Below are 19,728 nucleotides of genomic sequence, written 5' to 3'. Positions count from 1 at the left end.
GTTCCAGGAGCTGGAACTCGGTGAGCTCGGTGAGGGGGGCCGCGGGCCTTGGCGACGCCGGGGTCGCAGAAGTCGTCGAAGAAGCCCGTGGTGTGGCCGGTGAGCCGGTGAGCCGGTGAACCGGTGAGGCCCTTGGGGACCCTGGAGTGCAGGGGGTCGACGACGTCCTTGTGGACCTCGTGCGCGATCGCCGGCCGGTCCACGACTCCACCGGTAGGTCGACGAAGCGACTGGTCGACCTACCGGTGGACGGGTCCTGAGCGCTCCGGTCAGCCCACGCCGGCGTTGAGGAAGATGCCGCCGTCGACGACGAGCGTCTGCCCGGTGATCCAGTCGGACTGCTCGGAGGTGAGGAACGCCGCCGCGCCGCCGATGTCGGAAGGCACGCCGAGCCGGCCGAGCGGGTAGGCGGCGGCGGCCTCCTCCTCGCGGCCCTCGAACAGCGCCTGCGCGAACTTCGTCTTCACCACGCCGGGGGCGATGGCGTTGACCCGCACCTTCGGCGCGAACTCGTGCGCGAGCTGCTGGGTCAGGTTGATCATCGCGGCCTTGCTGACGCCGTAGGCGCCGATGAACGGCGAGGGGGCGAGGCCGGCGATGGAGGAGATGTTCACGACGGCGCCGCCGTTGTCCTTCTGCCAGGCGTGCCAGGTGCGCTGGGCGAAGCCGAGCGCGGAGATCACGTTGGTCTCGAAGACCTTGCGCGCCACGTTCAGGTCGAGGTCGGCGAGCGGACCGAACACCGGGTTGGTCCCGGCATTGTTGACCAGGTGGTCGACGCGGCCGAACGCCTCCATGACGCGGTCGACGGCCTCCGCCTGGTGGGCCTCGTCGTGGGCCTTGCCCGCGACGCCGATGACCCGGTCGGTGCCGAGCCGTTCGACGGCCTCCTTCAGGGCGTCCTCGTTGCGGCCGGTGATGCACACCCGGTCGCCCCGGGCCACCATCGCCTCGGCGATGCCGTAGCCGATGCCGCGGCTCGCGCCGGTGACGATGGCGACCTTGCCGGAGAGCGCGTGGGGTTCCACGGAAGTCATGTGCGCGTTTCCTTAGTCGAGCGGTCCGCCGGCGACGTAGAGCACCTGGCCGGAGACGAAGCCGGCAGCGTCACCCGTGAAGAAGGCGATCGCGTTGGCGATGTCCTCCGGCTCGCCCACGCGCTGCACCGGGATCTGGGTCGCGGCGGCGGCCTTGAAGTCCTCGAAGCCCATGCCGACGCGTTCGGCGGTGGCCTTGGTCATCTCGGTGGCGATGAAGCCCGGGGCGACGGAGTTGGCCGTGATGCCGAACTTGCCCAGCTCCTTGGCCAGCGTCTTGGTGAAGCCCTGCAGGCCCGCCTTGGCGGCCGAGTAGTTGACCTGGCCGCGGTTGCCGAGCGCGGAGGACGAGGAGAGGTTGACGATCCGGCCGAAGCCCGCGTCCACCATGTGCTTCTGGATCGCGCGGGTCATCAGGAACGAGCCGCGCAGGTGAACGTTCATGACGGTGTCCCAGTCGGAGACGCTCATCTTGAACAGCAGGTTGTCACGGAGCACGCCCGCGTTGTTGACGAGGATCGTCGGCGCGCCGAGTTCCTCGGCGATGCGCGCGATCGCCGCCTCCACCTGCGCCTCGTCACAGACGTCGGCGCCGATCGCGACGGCCCGCCCGCCGGCCGCGGTGATCTTCTCCACGGTGTCCTTGCAGGCGGCCTCGTCGAGGTCGAGCACGGCGACGGCGCGGCCCTCGGCGGCCAGTCGTACGGCGGTGGCGGCGCCGATGCCGCGCGCGGCACCGGTGACGACGGCGACCCGCTGGTCAGTGGTGGACATTGCTGCTTCTCCTCGCCCTTGAGAGAACCCGGCCGGGACCGGACCGGCGCCCGGTCCGGCGAAGCGGTCCGGGGGTCCGGTCTGCGGTGAGCGACCGCTTAGTACCTTCGGTGGATGTGACGCTAGAAGCCCTGGCACCCGGTGTCAACGGCACACGGGGCGCGTGTGATCCATTACCTCACCAGAAGGTCCAGCAACCGCTCCGTCTCCGCGGCGGGGTCCAGGGTGAGGCCGGTGTGCACCGGGCCGGGCTGGACGATCGTGGAGCGGGGCGCGGCCAGCCAGCGGAACCGCCGCCCGGCGTCGTCGCCCGCAGCCTGCCCGGCGGCGCTCCCGCCCGCGCAGACACGTTCCACGGCGGCGAGGGCGGCCCGCACGCCCGCCACGTCGGCCCGCGGGTCGAGCGCCAGCAGCCGGGCCTCGTCGAGGTGGGTGCGGGCGCCTACGTAGGCCTTGGCCCGGCAGTAGACGAGTACCCCGGCGTTGATGCGCTCGCCGCGCTCGACGCGCGGGACGACCCGCAGCAGGGCGTACTCGAAGACGTCCCGGTCACTCGTACGGCCGCCGATGATGTGGCGCTCCCCGGCCTGCCGGCCGCCGAGGATGTGGTGGTCCCCCGCCGGACGGCCACCCTGCACGGGGCGGTCCCCCGGACGGCCACCCTGCACGGGGTGGCCCCCCACCGGCTCGCCGCCGATCATGGGCTGGTCGCTCACTTGGCCCCCTCGATGCCCTGGATGCGTTCGTGGATCACGGCGGCCCGTGCGAGCAGCGGCCGGGCGTAGGCGCGGCGCAGTTCGTCGGGCGTGCCGAAGCCGGGCTCGCCGGTCAGCCAGGCGTCCGGGATCTCGGCGGTCACCTCGGCGAGCAGGTCCGCGGTGACGAGCGGGGCGAGCCGCGCGGCGGCCGCCGCGAGGTCCGGGCGAAACGGCGCGAGTACGTGCTCGGAGGCGTCGTACGGGCGGGCTGCGGAGGCCTCGGCGCCGGGCCAGTTGTGGTGCCAGATCATCGTCGCGCCGTGGTCGATGAGCCACAGCTCGCCGCGCCAATTGAGCAGGTTCGGGTTGCGCCAGGAGCGGTCCACGTTGTTCACGAGCGCGTCGAACCAGACGATCCGTCCGGCCTCCTCGGCGCCCACCGGGAAGGCCAGCGGGTCGAACCCGAGGGCACCGGAGAGGAAGTCCATCCCGAGATTGGTGCCGCCGCTGGAGCGCAGCAGTTCCTGCACCTGCTCGTCGGGTTCGCCGAGTCCGAGGACGGGGTCGAGGCCGATGGTCACCAGCGGGGGCACCCGGAACCCCAGCCGCCGGGCCAACTCGCCGCACACGACCTCGGCGACGAGCGTCTTGCGGCCCTGTCCGGCGCCGCTGAACTTCAGGACGTACGTCCCGAAGTCGTCGGCCTCGACGAGCCCCGGCAGCGAGCCGCCCTCCCGCAGGGGTGTGATGAAGCGGGTCGCGTTGACTTCCTTGAGCATCGCCCCAGGTTACTGGCGCCGCGTGCGGCTTTGGACGCGAACTCGACGCCTTGGGTGGGCGCTCGGGCCGACGCCATGGGTGAACGCCCGGCGCCGGCCGGACGTACCCCTGTGCGCAAGGGAGCGTCACGGAGTCCGCGGGAAGGGAACACCGGCATGACCACCGCATCGATCCATCCCCAGCAGGGACCGGCCCGCCGTAACGCCGTCGCGGTGCCGGGGGCGGCCGGGGCCGCCGTCACGCCGACCGCCTGCGGGTCCGGGGGCGACACGTCGGCGTCTGGGGACCCAGCGGAACCCCGCCCCGCGGTCGGGTGGCCGCTCAGGCGACCTGTTCCCCCGCGGCCCGGAGGGCCTCGACCGCCGCGCGGATCGAGGGACGGCGGTCGGCGTCGGCCCGCCAGACGGCGTAGACGTGCCGGCGCACGGCCTGCCGCACGGGGACCGTCCGCACCCCGGCGGGCAGCGGCCCCCGCCCGAGCCTGGGCGCGACACAGACACCGAGGCCCGCGGCGACCAGCGCGAGCTGAGTGGCGTGCTCCTGGGCGCGGTGCGCGACGCGTGGCTCCACCTCCTTGGAGCGCAGGGTGTCCAGCAGCCACTCGTGGCAGAACTCGTCGTCACCCCAGGTGATCCAGTCGTCGTCGGCGAAGTCCTCCAGGGCGGCCTCGGCGCGGTCCGCGTGCCGGTGCGTCGCCGGCATCGCGACGTCGACGGGGTCGTCGAGGATCGGCGCCCGGGTGAGCCCGTCGGGCACGGGCAGCGGCTTGTTGTACCAGTCGAGCACCACGGCCAGGTCGGCGTCACCGCGCAGCACGGCCCGCAGCGCGGGCGCGGGTTCCACCTCGGCGGTGGTGACGCCGAGGGCCGGGTGCCGCGCGCGCAGATGGCACAGCGCGGCGGGGAACAGCCCGCGGGCGCCGGTGGGGAACGCGGCGAGCCGCAGTTCGCCGACCACCTGGCCGCGCTGGGCCTCCAGGTCGGACTGGGCCAGCTCGACCTGGGAGAGGATGCGAGCCGCGTGCTCGGCGAGGAGGCGGCCGGCGTCCGTGAGCCGCACGCCCCGGCCGTTTTTGGCCAGGAGCCGCTGGCCCACCTCCCGTTCCAGCTTGGCCATCTGCTGCGAGACCGCCGAGGTGGTCACGTGCAGTCCGTCGGCCGCGCCGCTGACGGAACCGTGCCGGGCGAGGGCGTCCAGGGTGCGCAGGCGCTCCAGGTTCAACATGTAAGCGATACTACGAGGTATCCGGCGCGAATTCTCGATTGTGCTACGAGGATGAGGGCAGGCACGCTACGGTCATGAGTTCCGCGACCGCATCCTCGCCGCCCTCGTCGCCCGTCCCGGCCGGCCCGGCCCGCGGCCCGCTGCACTGGCGGGTCCGTTTCGCCTTCCTGGCGCTGATCTGGGGGTTCAGCTTCCTGTTCATGAAGGTGGGCACGCGGAGCTTCGCCCCCTTCCAGGTGACGCTGGGACGGCTGGTGTTCGGCACCGCGGTGCTGGCCGTGGCGATGGCGGTGAAGCGGCAGGGGCTGCCCCGCGGCGCCCGCACGTGGGGTCATCTGGCGGTCGCCGGTTTCTTCCTCAACGCGCTGCCGTTCTCGCTCTTCGCGTACTCGGAACTGACCATCCCGTCCACCCTCGCGGGCATCTGCAACGCCACCTCGCCCCTGTGGGGCATGGCGCTGTCCCTGGTCGCCCTCTCCGAGGACCGCCCGAGCCGGGTGCGGGTCGCGGGCCTCGGGCTCGGATTCCTCGGGGTGCTGACCGTGCTCGGCGCCTGGCAGGGCTTCCCGGGCCTGGACGCCGGCGGCACGGCGATGGCGCTGCTGGCCTCGCTGAGCTACCCGGTCGGCTGGATCTACGTCCGGCGCACGCTGGCCGGTTCCCAGGAGTCGCACCTGTCGCTGACCGGCGGTCAGCTGCTGCTGGCGACGGTGCAACTGGCGGTCGTGACCCCGATGTTCAGTGATGTGCCGAGCCACGTGGACGTCCTCCCGCTGCTCTCGGTCGCCGCGCTGGGCGCCCTGGGCACGGGCTTCGCGATGCTCGTGCAGTACGGGCTCGTCGCCGAGGTCGGTCCGACGACCGCCCAGATGGTCACCTACTTCGTGCCGATCATCGCCGCGGGTGCCGGTGTCGCCGTCCTCGGCGAGCACCTGACCTGGTCGACGCCGGTCGGCGCGGTGATCGTCCTGGCGGGAGCGGCCCTGACCCAGGCCAGGTCCGGGCGCGGCACCCGGCACGCCCGCGCCGCCGGCTCCCTCCAGCCCGAGCAGTCGGCCGGCCCCGTCGCGCGGACCCCGGGCGCCGCGGCGACAGCGACAGCGACAGCGACAGCGACAGCGACAACGGGAGTGGCAGCGACAGCGACAGCGGCCACGAACCCGTAGCCGCACGCCGGGCCGGAAGGGCCCCGCCCCCACCGTTCAGACGTACGTCCGCTCCGGAACCGGCCTCAGAGCCGCCGCCACCGCGTCCGCAAGCCGCCCGGCCTCGCCCTCCCGCAGCGTCGAGACGGTGATCCGGACGCCCGGCGGCTCGTTCAGCCGGAACCGGGCGCCCGGGGCGACGGCCCAGCCCGCGTGCAGCAGCCGGGCGACGACACCCGTCTCGTCCGGCACGGGCACCCACACGTTCATCCCGCTGCGTCCGTGCGCGGCCACACCCCGCTTTGCCAGCGCGCCGGTGAGCAGCTCACGCCGTCGGCTGTACTCCGCCGCCACCGCCCGGGTGTCCAGCGCCCCGTCCGTCCGCAGCCGTACCACGGCCCGCTGCACCAGCAGGCTGACCCAGCCGGGCCCGAGCCGCTGCCGTCCGCGCACCCGGTCGACGGTGACCTCGTCGCCGGTGAGCACGGCGAGGCGCAGGTCGGGGCCGTAGGCCTTGGCCACCGACCGGACGAAGGCCCAGTGCCGGGTGGCCCCGGCGAGCGGGTGCGGGGGGAGGTCGACGATGCCGTGGGCGTGGTCGTCCTCGATGAGCACGGTCTCCGGGTGCTCGGCCAGGACGGTCCGCAGGGCACGCGCGCGCGTGGCGCTCAGCGCCGCACCCGTCGGGTTCTGCGCCCGGTCGGTGACGATCAGCGCCCGCGCGCCGCCCGCGAGGGCCTCGCGCACGGCGTCGACGCGCGGCCCCTCGTCGTCCACGCGCATCGGGACCGTACGCAGCCCGAGCGCCGGAACCAGGTCGAGCGTCCTGCCCCAGCCCGGGTCCTCCACGGCGACCGTGTCCCCCTGTTTGAGGTGGGCGGTGAGGACCCGCTCGACGCCGTCCAGTGAGCCGGTCACCACGGCGAGCGGCCCGTCCGGCACACCCGCCTCGTCCAGCTCGGCCCTGGCCAGGCGGGCCAGGTCGGGGTCCACGGCCGGGGCGCCGTAGAGCACGGGGGCGCGGTCGCCCTGGGCCGCGGCCGCTGCGAAGGCCGGCGCCAGCGGCGGCAACAGGGCCGGATCCGGGTTCCCGGCGGACACGTCGCACACACCCTCGGGTACGTCGACGCGGATGCGGTCCCGTCCGGTGGTGGCGGGGGCGGGCCGCACCCGGCTCCCCCGGCGCCCGGCGGTCTCGATCACCCCGCGCTCGCGCAGCACTCTGTACGCGGCCGCCACGGTATTGGGATTGACGCCGAGGTGCACCGCCAACTCGCGCATGGGCGGCAGCAGTTGCCCCGGTTCGAGATCTCCTGAGCCCACCGCGCGCTCGACGCTCGCCGCGATTTCTGCTGCGCGCCGCCCTTCGATCCGATATTCTCCTAGCACAAAGCCAATTATGCACTAGTGCAATGGAGAGCGCAATGCAGGGGACCCAGCAGCCGACACCGACGGCCGACACCTACCCGCCGACCGACCGCACCGTCCCCACCCGGTCCGCGCAGCGGGCGTCGTACGACAAGGAACTGGTGCACGCGATACTCGACGAGGGGTACGTCTGCCACCTGGGCTTCGTCCGCGACGGGGCACCCGTGGTGCTGCCGACGCTCTACGGCCGGGTGGGCGAGCGGCTGTATGTGCACGGCTCGACCGGCTCGCGCCCGCTGCGCATGGCGGGGCAGGCCGACCCGGGCCTGCAGGTCTGTCTGACGGTCACCCATGTCGACGGCCTGGTCCTGGCCCGCTCCGCCTTCCATCACTCGATCAACTACCGCAGTGTCGTGGTGCACGGCACCGCCCACCAAGTGACCGACCCGGCGGAGAAGCGGCTGGCCCTGGACGTGCTGGTCGACCACGTGGTGCCCGGCCGGGCGGCCGACTCCCGTCCGGGAAACGCCAAGGAACTGGCCGCGACCGCCGTGCTCCGCCTCGACCTCGCGGCGGTGTCGGCCAAGCTGCGCACGGGCGGCGTCAGCGACGAGCCCGAGGACCTGACCCTCCCCCACTGGGCCGGCGTGGTCCCGGTCCGCAGGACGTACGGCACCCCGCTCCCCGAGGAGGACCTGGCGCCCGGCACCGAGGTTCCCGGATACCTAGCGGAACTGTAGGCGGCACCACCGACGGCGGGGAGGGGGCTCCCGGGCCCTGGCGGCCGGCGCGCCGGGGGCCCGGGGGCCCGGCGACCCCGGAGCCATGGATGGCGGGCCCCCTCCTCCTCACGCGGCGGGTTCCTCCGCCGCGGGCCGGGCCCCGCGGGTCTCCGCGACGGCGAGGCCGCCGACGGAGCCGAGCATCAGCGCGGTGCCGAGGAGGGTCGCCGTCGTCAGCCGCTCGCCCAGCAGGGCGACCGCCAGGACCGCCGCGCTGACCGGCTCCAGGAGCATGATCACGGACACGGTGGCCGAGCGGACGACGGCCGCGCCCGCGAAGTAGAGGGCGTAGGCGAGGGCCGTCGGCACCGTGCCGATGTAGGCGAGCAGCCACAGCAGCCGGACCGGCTCGACGGTGTGCGGCACCAGCCCCTCGGCGGCGGCGAGCGGCAGCAGGCACAGCGCGGCCACCGCGAAGGCCCCCACGGTCGTGGCGGAGTGGTCGGCGCCGCCGCCCCGCCCCCACCGGCGGGTCAGCAGCGTCATGCCGCTGTACCCGGCCGCGGAGGCGAGGGCGAGCAGCACCCCCGACGGCCGTACGGTGGCGCCCCCGCTGCCGAGCACCAGCACCGCGAGCCCGGCCAGCGAACCGGTGACGGCGACCGCACCGGACCGGCCGAGCCGTTCGCCGAGCGTGAGGCGGGCGCCGAGGGCGATGAAGACGGGTCCGGCGCCGAGGGTGACGACGGTCGCCACGGCCAGCCCGGTCGCGGACACGGCGGCGAAGTAGGCGGTCTGGAACACGGCGAGCCCGAGCCCGGTGGCGCCGGCCCGCAGCAGCGCGCCGCCGCGGGAGACCTGCGTCGCGGACCGCACGCGCGGGCGCAGCAGGCGGACGGCGAGCAGCAGCACGACGCCCGCGAGGCAGCGCCAGAAGGACAGCGCCGCCGGTCCCATGTCACTGGCACGGTAGACCAGGGAGGCGGCGGCACCGGCGGTGCCCCAGGCGACACCGGCGACGATCAGGTAGAGGAGGCCACGCCCGACGGGCAGGCCGGAGGAAGCGTGCGACACGAGTTCTCTCCGCAGAGTGCAGAAGTTCGGCAAGGAGGACCCCGGTGCGGTGGGGTCGTCGGACTTCTTCTGCGGGCAGCACCGTCAGGCCCGGCCGTGCCCCGCGCCGCGGACGTTCCGCGGGTCGGGCAGGGGCGCCGGGCTCGTCGAAGGAGGCCCGCCTCAGGCGGCCGGCGGCGAGACGACGAGTGCGCGTGTGTACATGATCGGCAGCCTAGACCGTCGTTCCGCGCGCCGACAACTCCCTGTCGGCCGCCCCGCCCGCGACCGCTTCCCCCGCTGTCTTCGCCGGTGCCGAGGACTGCGCGATGAAGGCGCCCAGGAGGACGACGGCACCACCGGCGACCTGCGGGGCGGAGAGGTGCTCACCGAGCAGCACCCAGGCCAGCACGGTCGCGATGACCGCCTCCAGACAGGCCACCACGCCCGCCACCTGCGGCGAGAGCCGACGCACGGAGAGCACGCCTGTGACGTAGGCGAGGACCGTGGCGACCAGCACGATCCACACCAGCAGGACGGCCGCAGGCACCGCCGTGCCGTTCATGCGCGCGCTGTGGGAGAGCACGCTCCATTCCATGCCCCAGGGCCGGGCCACGACGGTCAGTACGACGGCGCCGACGAGCAGCCCGTACGCGATGACGCCCAGCGGTTCGGGCGCCTCGTCGCCGGCGTCGCCGCCCTGGTCGGACAGGACGAAGTAGCCGACCTGGCAGCAGGCGGCGCCCAGGGCGAGGAGCAGCCCGAGGACGTCGAAGCGCAGCCCGGACCACACCTCCACGACGCAGGCGAGTCCGGCCGCGGCGAGGACCACGCCGAGGGCGGCGGCCCGGGTGACCGGGCGCCGCTGCACGAAGCGGACCCAGCCGAGCACCAGGGCCGGGGCCAGGTACTCGATGAGCAGGGCCACCCCGACGGGGATGCGGGAGAGCGCGGCGAAGTAGCACGCCTGGACGCCCGCCACGGCCAGCAGCCCGAACCCGGCGAGCAGCAGGGGGCGGCGGCGCAGCAGTGCACGATGGCGTACGGCGAGCGGCAGCATGACGAGGGCCGCGCCGGTGACCCGCAGCCAGACGACGTGCAGCGGGTCGAGGCCCGCCTCGATCAGCGGCTTGGCCGCGACCCCGGAGCCGCCGAAGGCGACCGCCGAGACGAGCGCGAGACCGAGCCCGACCCCTTTGCCGGACTGCCCCTGACTGATCCCAGACGTAACCACCGGCACATGATGACAGGCGACGACATGAGCGTCACCCCCGTTGGCACCTGTCTCACCGGCTGGACGGTGGGGCGGGCGCGGCGGCGTGCAGGGGGCAGAACAGGGGGTGGCCGGGATCAGCGGGCGGGTCCGCCGTCACCGGCGTACTGCTCCGTCCGTTCCCGGGGCCCGTCGCCGTCCCCGACCCCTGCCTCAGTCCCAGTCCCGAATCCCGTTCCTGCCGCACTCCCGGTCCCGGCTCCGCGCGTCCCGCACTCGCCTCCAGGGCCGAACTCGCCCTCGTTCGCCTTCCGGAGGCCGGCGGCCAGTTCCCGTGCGTCGATTCCCGCGCGGGCGAGTACCTCGACGGCCCGCGCCCCGGGGTCCGCGACGATTCCGGAGAGGAGGTCGATGCCGCGCGCCAGGTCGTCCCCGCGGCGGGCGGCCAGCGCACGGGCGTGCACCAGGGCGGCCGACGCCACCGGTGACCAGCCCTCGGCCTCGGCGGCCCCGACCCCGGCGTACCCGGTTTCGGCGGCCGCGGCCTCGGTCACCACGGGCAGCGCGCCGGAGTCCTCCACGCCGGTCTGCCAGCGCAGGCCGTACCCGATGCTGCGCTGGACGAGGTAGCCGAGCAGCCGGACGATCGGCGGACCCCCGCCGAAGGCCTCGCGCACCTCGGGGTCCGACTCCAGGAGGGTGTGCAGCAGGTGGGCGGTGTCGATCTGCCGGTCCCCGTCCCGGACCGCCCTCCTGCGGGCAGCGCCGACCACGGCCACCAGCCCGGCACTGAGCCCGGCATCGTCGTCCGGCCGGCCGATGTCCTGCTCGCGGGCCGACTGCCTGGGGATACGGGGTTGCACATCCCCCAGCCCATCAGTCCAGCGAGCCCCGGTCATCCCCGGCGGGAAGCATTTCCGCGTCCCACGGAGAGTGGACCCGGGGGCCTGGAATCTCCTCCTTACGGATGAGATCAGGTCAATCCGCACAGGGCCCGCTCGGGAATCACACAGCCGGGCGTCGTCGCCGCCCCCACGCGAGCCAGGCCCTCCCCCACGCACACGGCCGGCGCCCCGCGGATCGCTCCGCGGGGCGCCGGCCGTCGGGTCCGTCCCGGCGAGGACGGCGTCAGTCCTCGTCGGCGAGGATCAGGTACAGCTTCTTGCGTGCGTCGTTGATGACGGTGAGCGCCTTCTCGCGCTGCTCCTTGCTGCCAGTCTTCCAGACCTGCCCGAAGGCCTCCATCAGCCCGAAGCCGGCCTGGCGGATCTCGCCGAGAGCCTCCCAGTCGATGCCGCGCGAGGCCTCCTCCCAGGGCGCGTCCGCCCCCTCGTCGGCGGCGACGCGGCCCTCGTCGGTGAGCGCGAACAGCTTCTTGCCGCCTTCCGACTCACTGGCGATCAGCCCCTCGTCCTCCAGCAGCTGGAGGGTGGGGTAGACCGAGCCGGGGCTGGGCTTCCACGCCCCGCCGCTCCGCTCGGCGATCTCCTGGATCATCTCGTAGCCGTGCATCGGCCGCTCCTTGAGCAGGGCCAGGATCGAAGCCCGCACGTCGCCGCGCCGCGCCCTTCCGCGCGGTCCGCCGCGCCCCCGCCCGCCCCAGGGGCCGGGACCGAAGCCCGGCCCGAAGCCGGGTCCACCCGGACCGCCCGGCCCGAAGGGGCCGAAGGCGGCCCGCCGCCCGTCGAAGTCCCCGCGGCCGCGCCAGGGGCCGTCGTGCCGGTGTCCACGCTCGTGTCCGTGGGTACGCATGGCAACCACTCCATTCCATCGTTGATCTGTCGCGATGCTTCAACGATATATCGGAACAGCTCGCCCGACAACACCCTTCGGCAGACCCCCTGCGAAGCCGTCTCATAAGCCCTCTCCTGAGCCGTCTCCGAATCCGTCTACGAAGTCCCCACCGGCGCCCCTCAGTTCCCAGTCCGCAGGACGCGAAAGCTCCCAGTCCGCAGGACGCGAATTGGCCTTGGCCGGGCGCCCGCCGGGGCCTCTACCGTCTGGACATGCGCATTCGAATCGTCGACGCCTTCACCGACCGCCCCTTCGCCGGCAACCCGGCCGGGGTCCTGCTCCTCGACGCCTTCCCGGAGGACGACTGGCTGCAGCAGGTGGCACTGGAGGTCAACCACGCCGAGACGGCGTTCGCACACCCGCTGCCCGGGGGCGGCGCGGCCGACTGGGCGCTGCGCTGGTTCACGCCCGCCACCGAGGTCGCGATGTGCGGACACGCCACGCTCGCCACCGCCCATGTCCTGCGGACCACCGGCACGCACCCGGGACCGGTGCGCTTCGCCACCCGCAGCGGCGTCCTGATCGCCACGCCCGCCGACGACGGCGCGATCACCCTGGACTTCCCGACCGCACCGCTCACCGCGGTCGAGGTCCCCGACGGCGCCGCGCAAGCCCTCGGCGCCCAGCCGCGCGCCGCCTTCGACACCGGCCCGAACGTCGGCGACCTGGTACTGGAACTCGCCGACGAGAAGACGGTCCGGGGGCTGGCCCCCGACCACAAGGCACTGGCCTCCTGCTCGACGCGCGGCGTCATCGCCACCGCGCGGGCCGATGCCCCCGGCCGCGGCTACGACTTCGTCTCGCGGTGCTTCTTCCCGAACGTCGGCATCGACGAGGACCCGGTCACCGGCAGTGCCCACACCGCCCTGGCCCCCTACTGGTCCCAGCGCCTGGGCCGCCCCGACCTCACCGGCCTGCAGGCCTCACCGCGCTCCGGCCTGGTCCGCACCGGGCTGCGCGGCGACCGCACCCTGCTCACCGGCCACGCGGTCACGGTCATCGAGGGGGAACTGCGCGTCTGAGGACCGGCGCCCGGCCGGGCCGGTCAGGCCGTCGGCAGCCAGCCCACCTTCCCCGCGAGCACGGCGTAACCGACGAACGCGCCGATGTCGAGCAGCGAGTGGGCCACCACCAGCGGCCCGACCCGGCCCCAGCGCCGATACAGCCAGACGAACACCACGCCCATCGCCATGTTGCCGAGGAAGCCGCCGATGCCCTGGTAGAGGTGGTACGAACCGCGCAGTACGGAACTGGCGAGCAGCGCCGCCCCCGGCGTCCAGCCCAGTTGCCGCAGCCTGCGCAGCAGATAGCCGACGACGATGACCTCTTCGAGAACGGCGTTCTGCAGCGCGGACAGCACCAGCACGGGGTACTTCCACCACACCGGGGGCAGCGCCTCCGGGACCACGGTGAGGTTGAAGCCGAGCCCGCGGGCGGCCAGGTAGAAGGCGATGCCGGTGCTGCCGATGACGGCCGCGATCGCGGCCCCGCGGGCAAGGTCGGGCCACTGGCGGGTCCGGTCGAAACCGAGGGTGCGCAGGCTCTCTCCCTCGCGCAGCAGGAGGTGCGCGACCAGCGCGACCGGCACCAGGGCGGTGGCGATCCCGAACAGCTGCCAGGCCAGGTCGAGCCAGGGGCGGCCGGGCGCGGCGGAGGCGTTGAGGGTGGCGGCCTGGTCCTTGAGGCCGCCGGGTTTCGTGACCGATCCGATGAAACTGATCAGCGCGGAGACGCCGCTCGCCCCGAGCGAGAGCGCCAGGACGAGCAGCGTCTCGTCCCGGACCGTCCGCCGTGACAGCCGTTCGTCCGGAAAGGAATCGGCCCCCGCTCCCGCCTCCGCCTGCACCCGCGCCTCCCGTTCACGTCCTGAGAGGTCACAGCTTGCCCGATCCGCCCGGCCCCGGCACGGCCACCCCCTGGGCGGGCCACCGACGGCCCGGGCCGGACGGCTCTCCACGGCCCCGCGGGCACGATCCCCGGCCGCTCCTCCACGCCCCCCCCTCCAGCCGCCCCGGTGATCCGGAGGCCGCCGGCCCAGCGACCCGGCCACCACCTACCCGGTAACCCGGTAACCCGGTAACCCGATAGCCCGGTAGCCCCGCAGCCCCGCAGCCCCGCAGCCCCGCAGCCCCGCAGCCCCGGCGGATGTCACCCAAGGGGCACCGGCTCCGGGAGTCCCACCGGCCAGGTGTGCACCGGCTCGCCCAGGCGCATCAGTTCGCAGTAGCGCCGGGTCGTGGCGGCCAGCGCCGCTTCCCGGTCCAGGCCCTGCTCCTGCCGGGCCCGGTGGAAAGTGGCGGCCTGCCAGTGGGCGCCGTTGGTCCTCAGCCGGCACCGCTCCTCGATCACGCCGAGGTACCGGTCCCGGTCCGCCGCCTCCACGCCCCAGGCGTTCAGCCCGGTCTCGGCCAGCGGCAGCAGTTCGTCGCGGACCAGGGTGACGGCGTCGGTCTCGACCGTGCCCGAGGAACGGCCGCGCCGGGGCCAGGTGAACCGGGCGTCGATCCCGTCTCGGCAGGCGGCGTCGAAGTTGGCCGCCGCGGCCTCGAACGGCAGCCTCGTCCACACGGGCCGCGGCTCCTCCGCGAGCGCGCGGACCAGCCCGTAGTAGAAGACCGCGTTGGCGACCACGTCCGTGACGGTCGGTCCGGCGGGCAGGACGCGGTTCTCCACGCGCAGGTGCGGTACGCCGTCCGCGATGTCGTAGACCGGGCGGTTCCAGCGGTAGACGGTGCCGTTGTGCAGGACCAGTTCCGCGAGTTTCGGGACGCCCCCGGCGTCGAGTACGTCGAGGGGGTCCTCCTCGTCGCAGATCGGCAGCAGCGCCGGGAAGTAGCGCAGGTTCTCCTCGAACAGGTCGTACGCCGAGGTGACCCACCGCTCGCCGAACCAGGTGCGCGGCCGGACGCCCTGGGCCTGGAGTTCGGGCGGGCGGGTGTCCGTGGACTGCTGGAACAGGGGCGGTCGCGACTCGCGCCACAGCTCGCGCCCGAAGAGGAAGGGCGAGTTGGCGCCCACGGCGATCTGCGCGGCACTGGCCGCCTGCGCCGCGTTCCACACGTCCGCGAAGCGCCCGGGGGTGACCTGGAGGTGCAGCTGCACGGAGGTGCAGGCGGCCTCGGGCACGATGGACTTGGAGGTGCAGACGAGGTGCTCCACCCCCTCGATGTCCAAGGTGAAGTCCTCGCCGCGGGCCGCGACGATCTGGTCGTTGAGCAGTGTGTAGCGGTCGACGTCGGAGAGATTCGAGGAGACCAGGTCGTCCCGGTCGAGCGTCGGCAGAATACCGATCATCGCTATGGAGGCGTCCACCTCTCCGGATTTCCGGTCGGCATATGCCAGTGATGTCCTCAGTTCCTCCGCGAGCCGGTCGAATACGCGCCCGCCCAAGCGGTGCGGTGCGATGTTGACTTCCAGGTTGAACATGGCGAGTTCTGTTTGGAAGTCGCGGCTGGCGATGCGCTCGAGTACTTGCGCATTCAGCATTTTAGGCATCCCGTCGGAGCCCACGAGATTCAATTCGATCTCCAGCCCCATGAGGTTCTTGGGGCGGTCGAACCGCTTCTCGTCCAGCAGCCGCTCCAGCCCCGTCAGGCACCGCCTGAGCTTGTCGCGGTAGCGGTTGCGATCGGACAGGTCGAACTGGCCTGCCACGACCTTCTCCCCCATCGCAGCGTCCTTCCTCACTCGGGCGGGCCTGAGGATCGGGCCGCCGGGTCCGGGTCAGGTGGGATGATGCCCCGCGAACGCGATCGATAACGTCCCACGGCGACTCCGCACCGACTACCCTGGTCTCAAGTGTCCGGAGGCACATTCACGGGGCATGGCACACCCAGCAGTTCCGGGTGCCCAGCGGAACTCGTGAAAAACGCCGACGACAACGAGCCGTCCGCCGCGCGGACAGAACCCGAGGTCATCGCGGCGGAGCCCGCTCGGAACCGGGATGATTCCCGCATATCTCCGGCCGAATGAACCCTTGCCACCCGCGCCGGAAACAGGTAGACGAAACAACACCTGAACATTTGTCGTATAAACTCTGCACCACGGCAGAAGGTCGGCGTCCACGACCCTGGACCTGTGCCGTCAAGGGTCATGTGGCAGGCCGCGCTCCGTCTCCTCGTTCACCGGACCCCCGGCTCCGCCACCCTGCCCCGAGAGCTGACAGCGCCGTCCGCCCCCGCCCCGCCCTCGCGCCATCGTGCCTGTCGAATGAGAGGCGACCCACCATGCCGCTGCATGTCCCCCCGGCCCCCGCGCCCGCACTCCGCTCCGTCCTCACGGCGCTCGGTTCCCCCACCGCCGTCCGCGAGGCGCGGATCTCCGCCCTCCACTCCGCACAGGACCCGGCGACCCCCGAACTCCCGCTGCCCGTCCACGTCCTGGACCGGATCACCGCCGAGGGGGTGTCCGAGACCCGGCTGGCCGGCTGGCGCTTCCTGATCCGCTCCGGTGACCACGCGGTGGCGGCGGCGGAGACCAGACTCACCCCCGACGGCTGGGCCTTCTCCCACTTCTTCGAGGGCCCCTACGTCGCCTCGACCGAGCGCGCCCTACGGCAGGCGGAGACCCTGACGCAGCCCTTCCAGCCGCGCCTGCTGTCGATGCCGAGCCTGTACATGCTCACGCTGTGGCTGCACGGCGACCTCTCCGACGACGGCGCGGCGGGCCACCCCGCCGCCACCGACCTGCTCGTACCGCTGGCGCCCGCCCCGCCCGGGATACCGGCCCATGTGCCGCACCGGGTCGCCGACCTGCTCCCCCTCCTCATGCACCGGGTGACCCCCATACGGCTCATGGGCTCACCCGCCTGAGGCCCCTTCCCCTGTCCCCCCGCCCCGTACCCCGCCGCCGGAACTCCGGCGGCGGGGTGCTGCGCGTACGGCCGGAAACACGCCCACGGGAGTCATGGCGCGCTCCCGGGCGGACGGCGGGCCGACGGCCCGGAAGGCCGCGTAGTCCGGTGGTCCTGGCGGACTAGCCCCATCAGGCCCCCTCGAACCATCCGAAGGGACCGTGCGGTCGACGTGAACCGCTCGCGCGGGTGATGCGTCTTGAACCTGTGCGAGGCGGTACCGCGAAATTCCTGCGGAATCACGTCCGTGGGGCAACACTGGTCTCAGTCCGACTCATCATCAAACGGGGGGCGGCCATGGAGAATGCCACCAGCCGCGGGACACACACGACAGCCATCCCGGACCACACGACACAGCGAGAGATCCCACCCATGTGCCAGCACCAGCCACCGTGTCCGTCAGCCGACTCCGCCGACCGGGAATCCGCCCGTCTCGCGGCGCACCACCCGGAACAGGGCTGGAGCCTGCTGTGCAACGGCGTTCTGCTCTTCGAGGACACCGGTGAGCTCCTGCCCGACGGGCAGATCATCGCCCCGCACCGCCCGCTGGGCGCCGACCGGGTGATGACCGCCGCCTGAGCACGACGGGCGGCGCCGCGCACCGGGCCGCCCGCGCACCACGAGGGGCCGGCCCGCACGCCGCGTGCGAACCGGCCCCGCCGCATGACACGGGTACCGCCGACGAGCCGGCCCGCCGGTCACGCCCCCTCCGGGCTCCGCTCCCGCCCTCACCGCCTCACGCGGACCCGGCCTCGTGCGCGAACCAGTCGAACGCCGCACTGCCCTGGGTGACGTACATGCCGATCACCCGGCCGGTGAAGCCGGTGGCGACCTGCGTGGACAGGTACCGCCCGTCGAGTTCGGCCAGCCGTACCGTTCCCTCTGGGCTCTCCACCGCGAAGGCGACCGCGTCGGGTCCGCCCGCCCGCAGGCCGGGCGCCCGCCCACCCGCGGCCGTGACCGTGGGCGGCGGCACGTCCGACGTGCGGATGTCCACGCGCAGGACGAGAGGGCCGGGCGGTACGGCGTGCTCGGCGATCCGCTGCCGCACCGGCCCGATCCGGGCGATCACGCTCGCCGTACCGCCGTGGATCTCCAGGTCGTAGTGGTGCGCCTCGTCCATGCGGACCGACAGCCCCGCCCGTGCCGACCCCGCATCGACGCGGGCCGCCGTACGGCAGTCCGGGTGCTGCTGCCGGCGGCCCACCAGGGTGTGGCCGGGCCGGTCGAGGCTGTCGCCGGTCGCGGTCAGCGTCAGCCACCCCGGGCGGCGGTCCAGCGACCAGGAGCCGTCCGGCCTGCTGCGCGGGGAGATCCAGCACGGCGCGAGGACGGACCCGTCGAAGTCGTCCCGGGCCGGTTCCGGCGGCAGCGGGTGCCAGGCGGCCGGGGCCGGGTGCCGCTCGCGGACCGGGCCGGCCTTCGGCCACCCGTCCACCCACTCCACCGGCACCAGGAAGGTCTCCCGGCCGAGCACGTGGAACTCGGGGAAGTACCCCCCGGGCCGGGTCCCCAGCAGCACCATCCACCAGGTGCCGTCCTCGGCCTGCACGAGGTCGGCGTGGCCGGTGCACTGGACGGGCAGGTCCGTGCCGCGGTGGGAGAGGACCGGGTTGTCCGGCGCCGGTTCGTAGGGACCGCGCGGGGACCGCGCCCGGGCGACCGACACGCTGTGGCCGTGCGCGGTGCCGCCCTCGGCCAGGAGCAGGTACCACCAGTCGCCGACGCGGTACAGGTGGGGCGCCTCGGGGTCGCGCATGCCGGTCCCCGACCACACCTCGATCGGCCCCTCGAGCACCTTGCCCGTCACCGGATCGATACGGGCCAGCCCCACCCCCGCCACGGCGCACCAGCAGGTCCCGTCGTCGTCCCAGGCCAGGTCGGGGTCGATGCCGGGCAAATCGATCAGGACCGGGTCCGACCACGGCCCCTCGGGCCGGTCGGCGGTGACGAGGATGTTCCCGCAGCCACCGACGCTGGTGGTGATCACGTGGAAGCGGCCCTCGTGGTACCGGATCGTGGGGGCGTGGACACCGGCGGAGGCGGGCAGGTCGTCCGGCATGCGCAGCTGCCCCGGCCGGTCCAGGACGTTGCCGATCTGCCGCCAGTGGACCAGATCACGGCTGTGGAACAGCGGGACGCCGGGGAAGTACTCGAAGCTGGAGCACACCAGGTAGTAGTCCTGTCCGACCCGGCACACGCTGGGATCGGGGTGGAAACCGGGGATCACCGGGTTGTCGTACGTCCGCATGGGGCGCCGGCCTCCTTCCTGCCCCGCGAAATTTTCGACGCGCTCGTCGAACCTTGCGAAGTCGCACTGTAGGGGCGGCCGGGGGGCACGGACAAGGTCGTGGCGCCAAGTGCCGGGCCTTGTCGGGGCACGACGAGGGGCCCGCGCTGCCGTGGCGTCAAGAACGGACGGCACCACGTCAGAAGCGTGTCAAGGGGCGTCGCTCCCACCCCGGGCGCGCACTAGCGTCGACGACATGAGGCACTGTTCCGACACACGGCCGGGCACGGGCACACCCCCGCGGCGGTCCGCCCCGGCGACGACGGTCCGCGACCGCCACTGGGCACGGGATCTGCACACCGCGCTCCGGTGCGCGGTGGCGCTGCTCGGCCTGCTGCTGGCGATCGACGGGTGCACCGGCGCCCTGACCTGGGGGCGTGCGGTGCTCTGGCTCGCCCTGTCCGTGCTGCTGCTCGCCGTGCTCTGCCCGCCCCGGGTCTCGGCCGGCGAGGGCTGGCTCGCCACCCGCGCGCCGCTGTGCCGCCGGCGGGTGCGCACGGACCTGCTGGTCTCCGTGCGCGTCGTGGACGGCGTCTCCCGGCGGCTGGTCCTGCGGGACGCGTGCGGCGCCCGCGTCGAGGTCGACCCGCGGATCCTGGTGGACAACCCCGCGCTGTGGTGCCGCTTCGACGAGGACGCCCGGATGTCGGCGGCGCGCGGCAGCCTGCGGTGCGGGCAGCGCGCGCTGCGCGACCTGGCCGAGCGGGTGGAGGGCGAGACGGCGCTGACCGTGTTCCGGATCTCCGGGATGGAGTCCTGAGGAGGCACGTCCCTGCCG

Annotated in this window: 19 protein-coding genes and 1 pseudogene; 6 read left to right on the top strand and 14 right to left on the bottom strand. The window is 73.5% G+C overall.

Annotated elements, in window-relative coordinates; genetic code table 11:
- Nucleotides 1-41 precede the first annotated feature (41 nt).
- The 6 genes and pseudogenes from AB0G56_RS17915 to AB0G56_RS17890 form a co-directional block, all read right to left on the bottom strand.
- Nucleotides 42-230: pseudogene (locus AB0G56_RS17915) on the bottom strand (hypothetical protein); the annotation flags it as partial.
- Between the two features lie 39 nt (nucleotides 231-269).
- Nucleotides 270-1,037, bottom strand: a complete 768-nt coding sequence (locus tag AB0G56_RS17910) for an SDR family oxidoreductase (protein ID WP_360970145.1) — start codon at nucleotides 1,035-1,037, stop codon at nucleotides 270-272.
- 12 nt (nucleotides 1,038-1,049) lie between these two features.
- Nucleotides 1,050-1,811: a 3-oxoacyl-ACP reductase FabG gene (fabG, locus tag AB0G56_RS17905; RefSeq protein ID WP_360970144.1), complete on the bottom strand. Its 762-nt coding sequence runs from the start codon at nucleotides 1,809-1,811 to the stop codon at nucleotides 1,050-1,052.
- 173 nt (nucleotides 1,812-1,984) lie between these two features.
- On the bottom strand, nucleotides 1,985-2,416 hold the full coding sequence (locus AB0G56_RS17900; RefSeq protein WP_360970522.1) for a DUF3037 domain-containing protein: 432 nt from the start codon (nucleotides 2,414-2,416) through the stop codon (nucleotides 1,985-1,987).
- 107 nt (nucleotides 2,417-2,523) lie between these two features.
- Complete coding sequence (locus AB0G56_RS17895; RefSeq protein ID WP_360970142.1) at nucleotides 2,524-3,288, bottom strand: HipA family kinase; 765 nt, start codon at nucleotides 3,286-3,288, stop codon at nucleotides 2,524-2,526.
- Between the two features lie 322 nt (nucleotides 3,289-3,610).
- Nucleotides 3,611-4,513: a LysR family transcriptional regulator gene (locus tag AB0G56_RS17890; RefSeq protein WP_360970140.1), complete on the bottom strand. Its 903-nt coding sequence runs from the start codon at nucleotides 4,511-4,513 to the stop codon at nucleotides 3,611-3,613.
- 74 nt (nucleotides 4,514-4,587) lie between these two features.
- Here AB0G56_RS17890 and AB0G56_RS17885 point away from each other — a divergent pair, with 74 nt between their 5' ends.
- A complete protein-coding gene (locus AB0G56_RS17885) occupies nucleotides 4,588-5,679 on the top strand; it encodes a DMT family transporter (protein ID WP_360970138.1) in 1,092 nt (363 codons plus the stop codon).
- A gap of 36 nt (nucleotides 5,680-5,715) precedes the next feature.
- Here AB0G56_RS17885 and AB0G56_RS17880 read toward each other — a convergent pair whose 3' ends face one another.
- Complete coding sequence (locus tag AB0G56_RS17880) at nucleotides 5,716-7,047, bottom strand: aminotransferase class I/II-fold pyridoxal phosphate-dependent enzyme (RefSeq protein WP_360970136.1); 1,332 nt, start codon at nucleotides 7,045-7,047, stop codon at nucleotides 5,716-5,718.
- Nucleotides 7,048-7,082: 35 nt separating this feature from the next.
- Here AB0G56_RS17880 and AB0G56_RS17875 point away from each other — a divergent pair, with 35 nt between their 5' ends.
- On the top strand, nucleotides 7,083-7,766 hold the full coding sequence (locus tag AB0G56_RS17875; RefSeq protein WP_360970134.1) for a pyridoxamine 5'-phosphate oxidase family protein: 684 nt from the start codon (nucleotides 7,083-7,085) through the stop codon (nucleotides 7,764-7,766).
- A 108-nt stretch (nucleotides 7,767-7,874) separates the two neighbouring features.
- On the opposite strand, the gene AB0G56_RS17870 is transcribed toward AB0G56_RS17875, so the two are convergent.
- The 4 genes from AB0G56_RS17870 to AB0G56_RS17855 form a co-directional block, all read right to left on the bottom strand.
- Nucleotides 7,875-8,822 carry an EamA family transporter gene (locus AB0G56_RS17870; RefSeq protein ID WP_360970132.1) on the bottom strand — a complete coding sequence of 316 codons (948 nt, stop codon included), beginning with the start codon at nucleotides 8,820-8,822 and terminating at the stop codon, nucleotides 7,875-7,877.
- A gap of 214 nt (nucleotides 8,823-9,036) precedes the next feature.
- Complete coding sequence (locus AB0G56_RS17865) at nucleotides 9,037-10,041, bottom strand: EamA family transporter (RefSeq protein ID WP_360970130.1); 1,005 nt, start codon at nucleotides 10,039-10,041, stop codon at nucleotides 9,037-9,039.
- Between the two features lie 110 nt (nucleotides 10,042-10,151).
- Nucleotides 10,152-10,877, bottom strand: coding sequence for a Clp protease N-terminal domain-containing protein (locus AB0G56_RS17860; RefSeq protein WP_360970128.1), 726 nt, complete (start codon nucleotides 10,875-10,877; stop codon nucleotides 10,152-10,154).
- Between the two features lie 265 nt (nucleotides 10,878-11,142).
- Nucleotides 11,143-11,766, bottom strand: a complete 624-nt coding sequence (locus tag AB0G56_RS17855; RefSeq protein WP_360970126.1) for a PadR family transcriptional regulator — start codon at nucleotides 11,764-11,766, stop codon at nucleotides 11,143-11,145.
- Nucleotides 11,767-12,020: 254 nt separating this feature from the next.
- On the opposite strand from AB0G56_RS17855, the gene AB0G56_RS17850 reads away from it, so the two are divergent.
- Nucleotides 12,021-12,830: a PhzF family phenazine biosynthesis protein gene (locus AB0G56_RS17850; RefSeq protein ID WP_360970124.1), complete on the top strand. Its 810-nt coding sequence runs from the start codon at nucleotides 12,021-12,023 to the stop codon at nucleotides 12,828-12,830.
- A gap of 23 nt (nucleotides 12,831-12,853) precedes the next feature.
- Here the strand turns inward: AB0G56_RS17850 and AB0G56_RS17845 are convergent, their stop codons facing one another.
- Together AB0G56_RS17845 and AB0G56_RS17840 are read right to left on the bottom strand one after the other, a co-directional pair.
- Nucleotides 12,854-13,654, bottom strand: a complete 801-nt coding sequence (locus AB0G56_RS17845; RefSeq protein ID WP_360970122.1) for a type II CAAX endopeptidase family protein — start codon at nucleotides 13,652-13,654, stop codon at nucleotides 12,854-12,856.
- Nucleotides 13,655-13,956: 302 nt separating this feature from the next.
- The gene (locus AB0G56_RS17840) at nucleotides 13,957-15,477 is read right to left on the bottom strand and encodes a glutamate--cysteine ligase (protein WP_360970120.1); all 1,521 of its coding nucleotides are present in this window, start codon (nucleotides 15,475-15,477) and stop codon (nucleotides 13,957-13,959) included.
- A 557-nt stretch (nucleotides 15,478-16,034) separates the two neighbouring features.
- On the opposite strand from AB0G56_RS17840, the gene AB0G56_RS17835 reads away from it, so the two are divergent.
- Together AB0G56_RS17835 and AB0G56_RS17830 are read left to right on the top strand one after the other, a co-directional pair.
- A complete protein-coding gene (locus AB0G56_RS17835) occupies nucleotides 16,035-16,619 on the top strand; it encodes a hypothetical protein (RefSeq protein ID WP_360970118.1) in 585 nt (194 codons plus the stop codon).
- A gap of 413 nt (nucleotides 16,620-17,032) precedes the next feature.
- Nucleotides 17,033-17,239, top strand: a complete 207-nt coding sequence (locus tag AB0G56_RS17830; RefSeq protein ID WP_358863979.1) for a DUF5999 family protein — start codon at nucleotides 17,033-17,035, stop codon at nucleotides 17,237-17,239.
- 157 nt (nucleotides 17,240-17,396) lie between these two features.
- On the opposite strand, the gene AB0G56_RS17825 is transcribed toward AB0G56_RS17830, so the two are convergent.
- A complete protein-coding gene (locus AB0G56_RS17825; protein WP_360970116.1) occupies nucleotides 17,397-18,911 on the bottom strand; it encodes a glycoside hydrolase family 43 protein in 1,515 nt (504 codons plus the stop codon).
- Between the two features lie 235 nt (nucleotides 18,912-19,146).
- Between AB0G56_RS17825 and AB0G56_RS17820 the strand changes: the two genes are divergently transcribed.
- The gene (locus tag AB0G56_RS17820) at nucleotides 19,147-19,710 is read left to right on the top strand and encodes a hypothetical protein (protein ID WP_360970114.1); all 564 of its coding nucleotides are present in this window, start codon (nucleotides 19,147-19,149) and stop codon (nucleotides 19,708-19,710) included.
- The last annotated feature ends 18 nt before the right edge of the window (nucleotides 19,711-19,728 follow it).

The sequence above is a fragment of the Streptomyces sp. NPDC021356 genome (assembly GCF_040641015.1).
Lineage (GTDB): Bacteria > Actinomycetota > Actinomycetes > Streptomycetales > Streptomycetaceae > Streptomyces.
The sequence above is the reverse complement of the archived record's forward strand: the minus strand, read 5'-3'. Positions and strand labels throughout refer to the sequence as shown.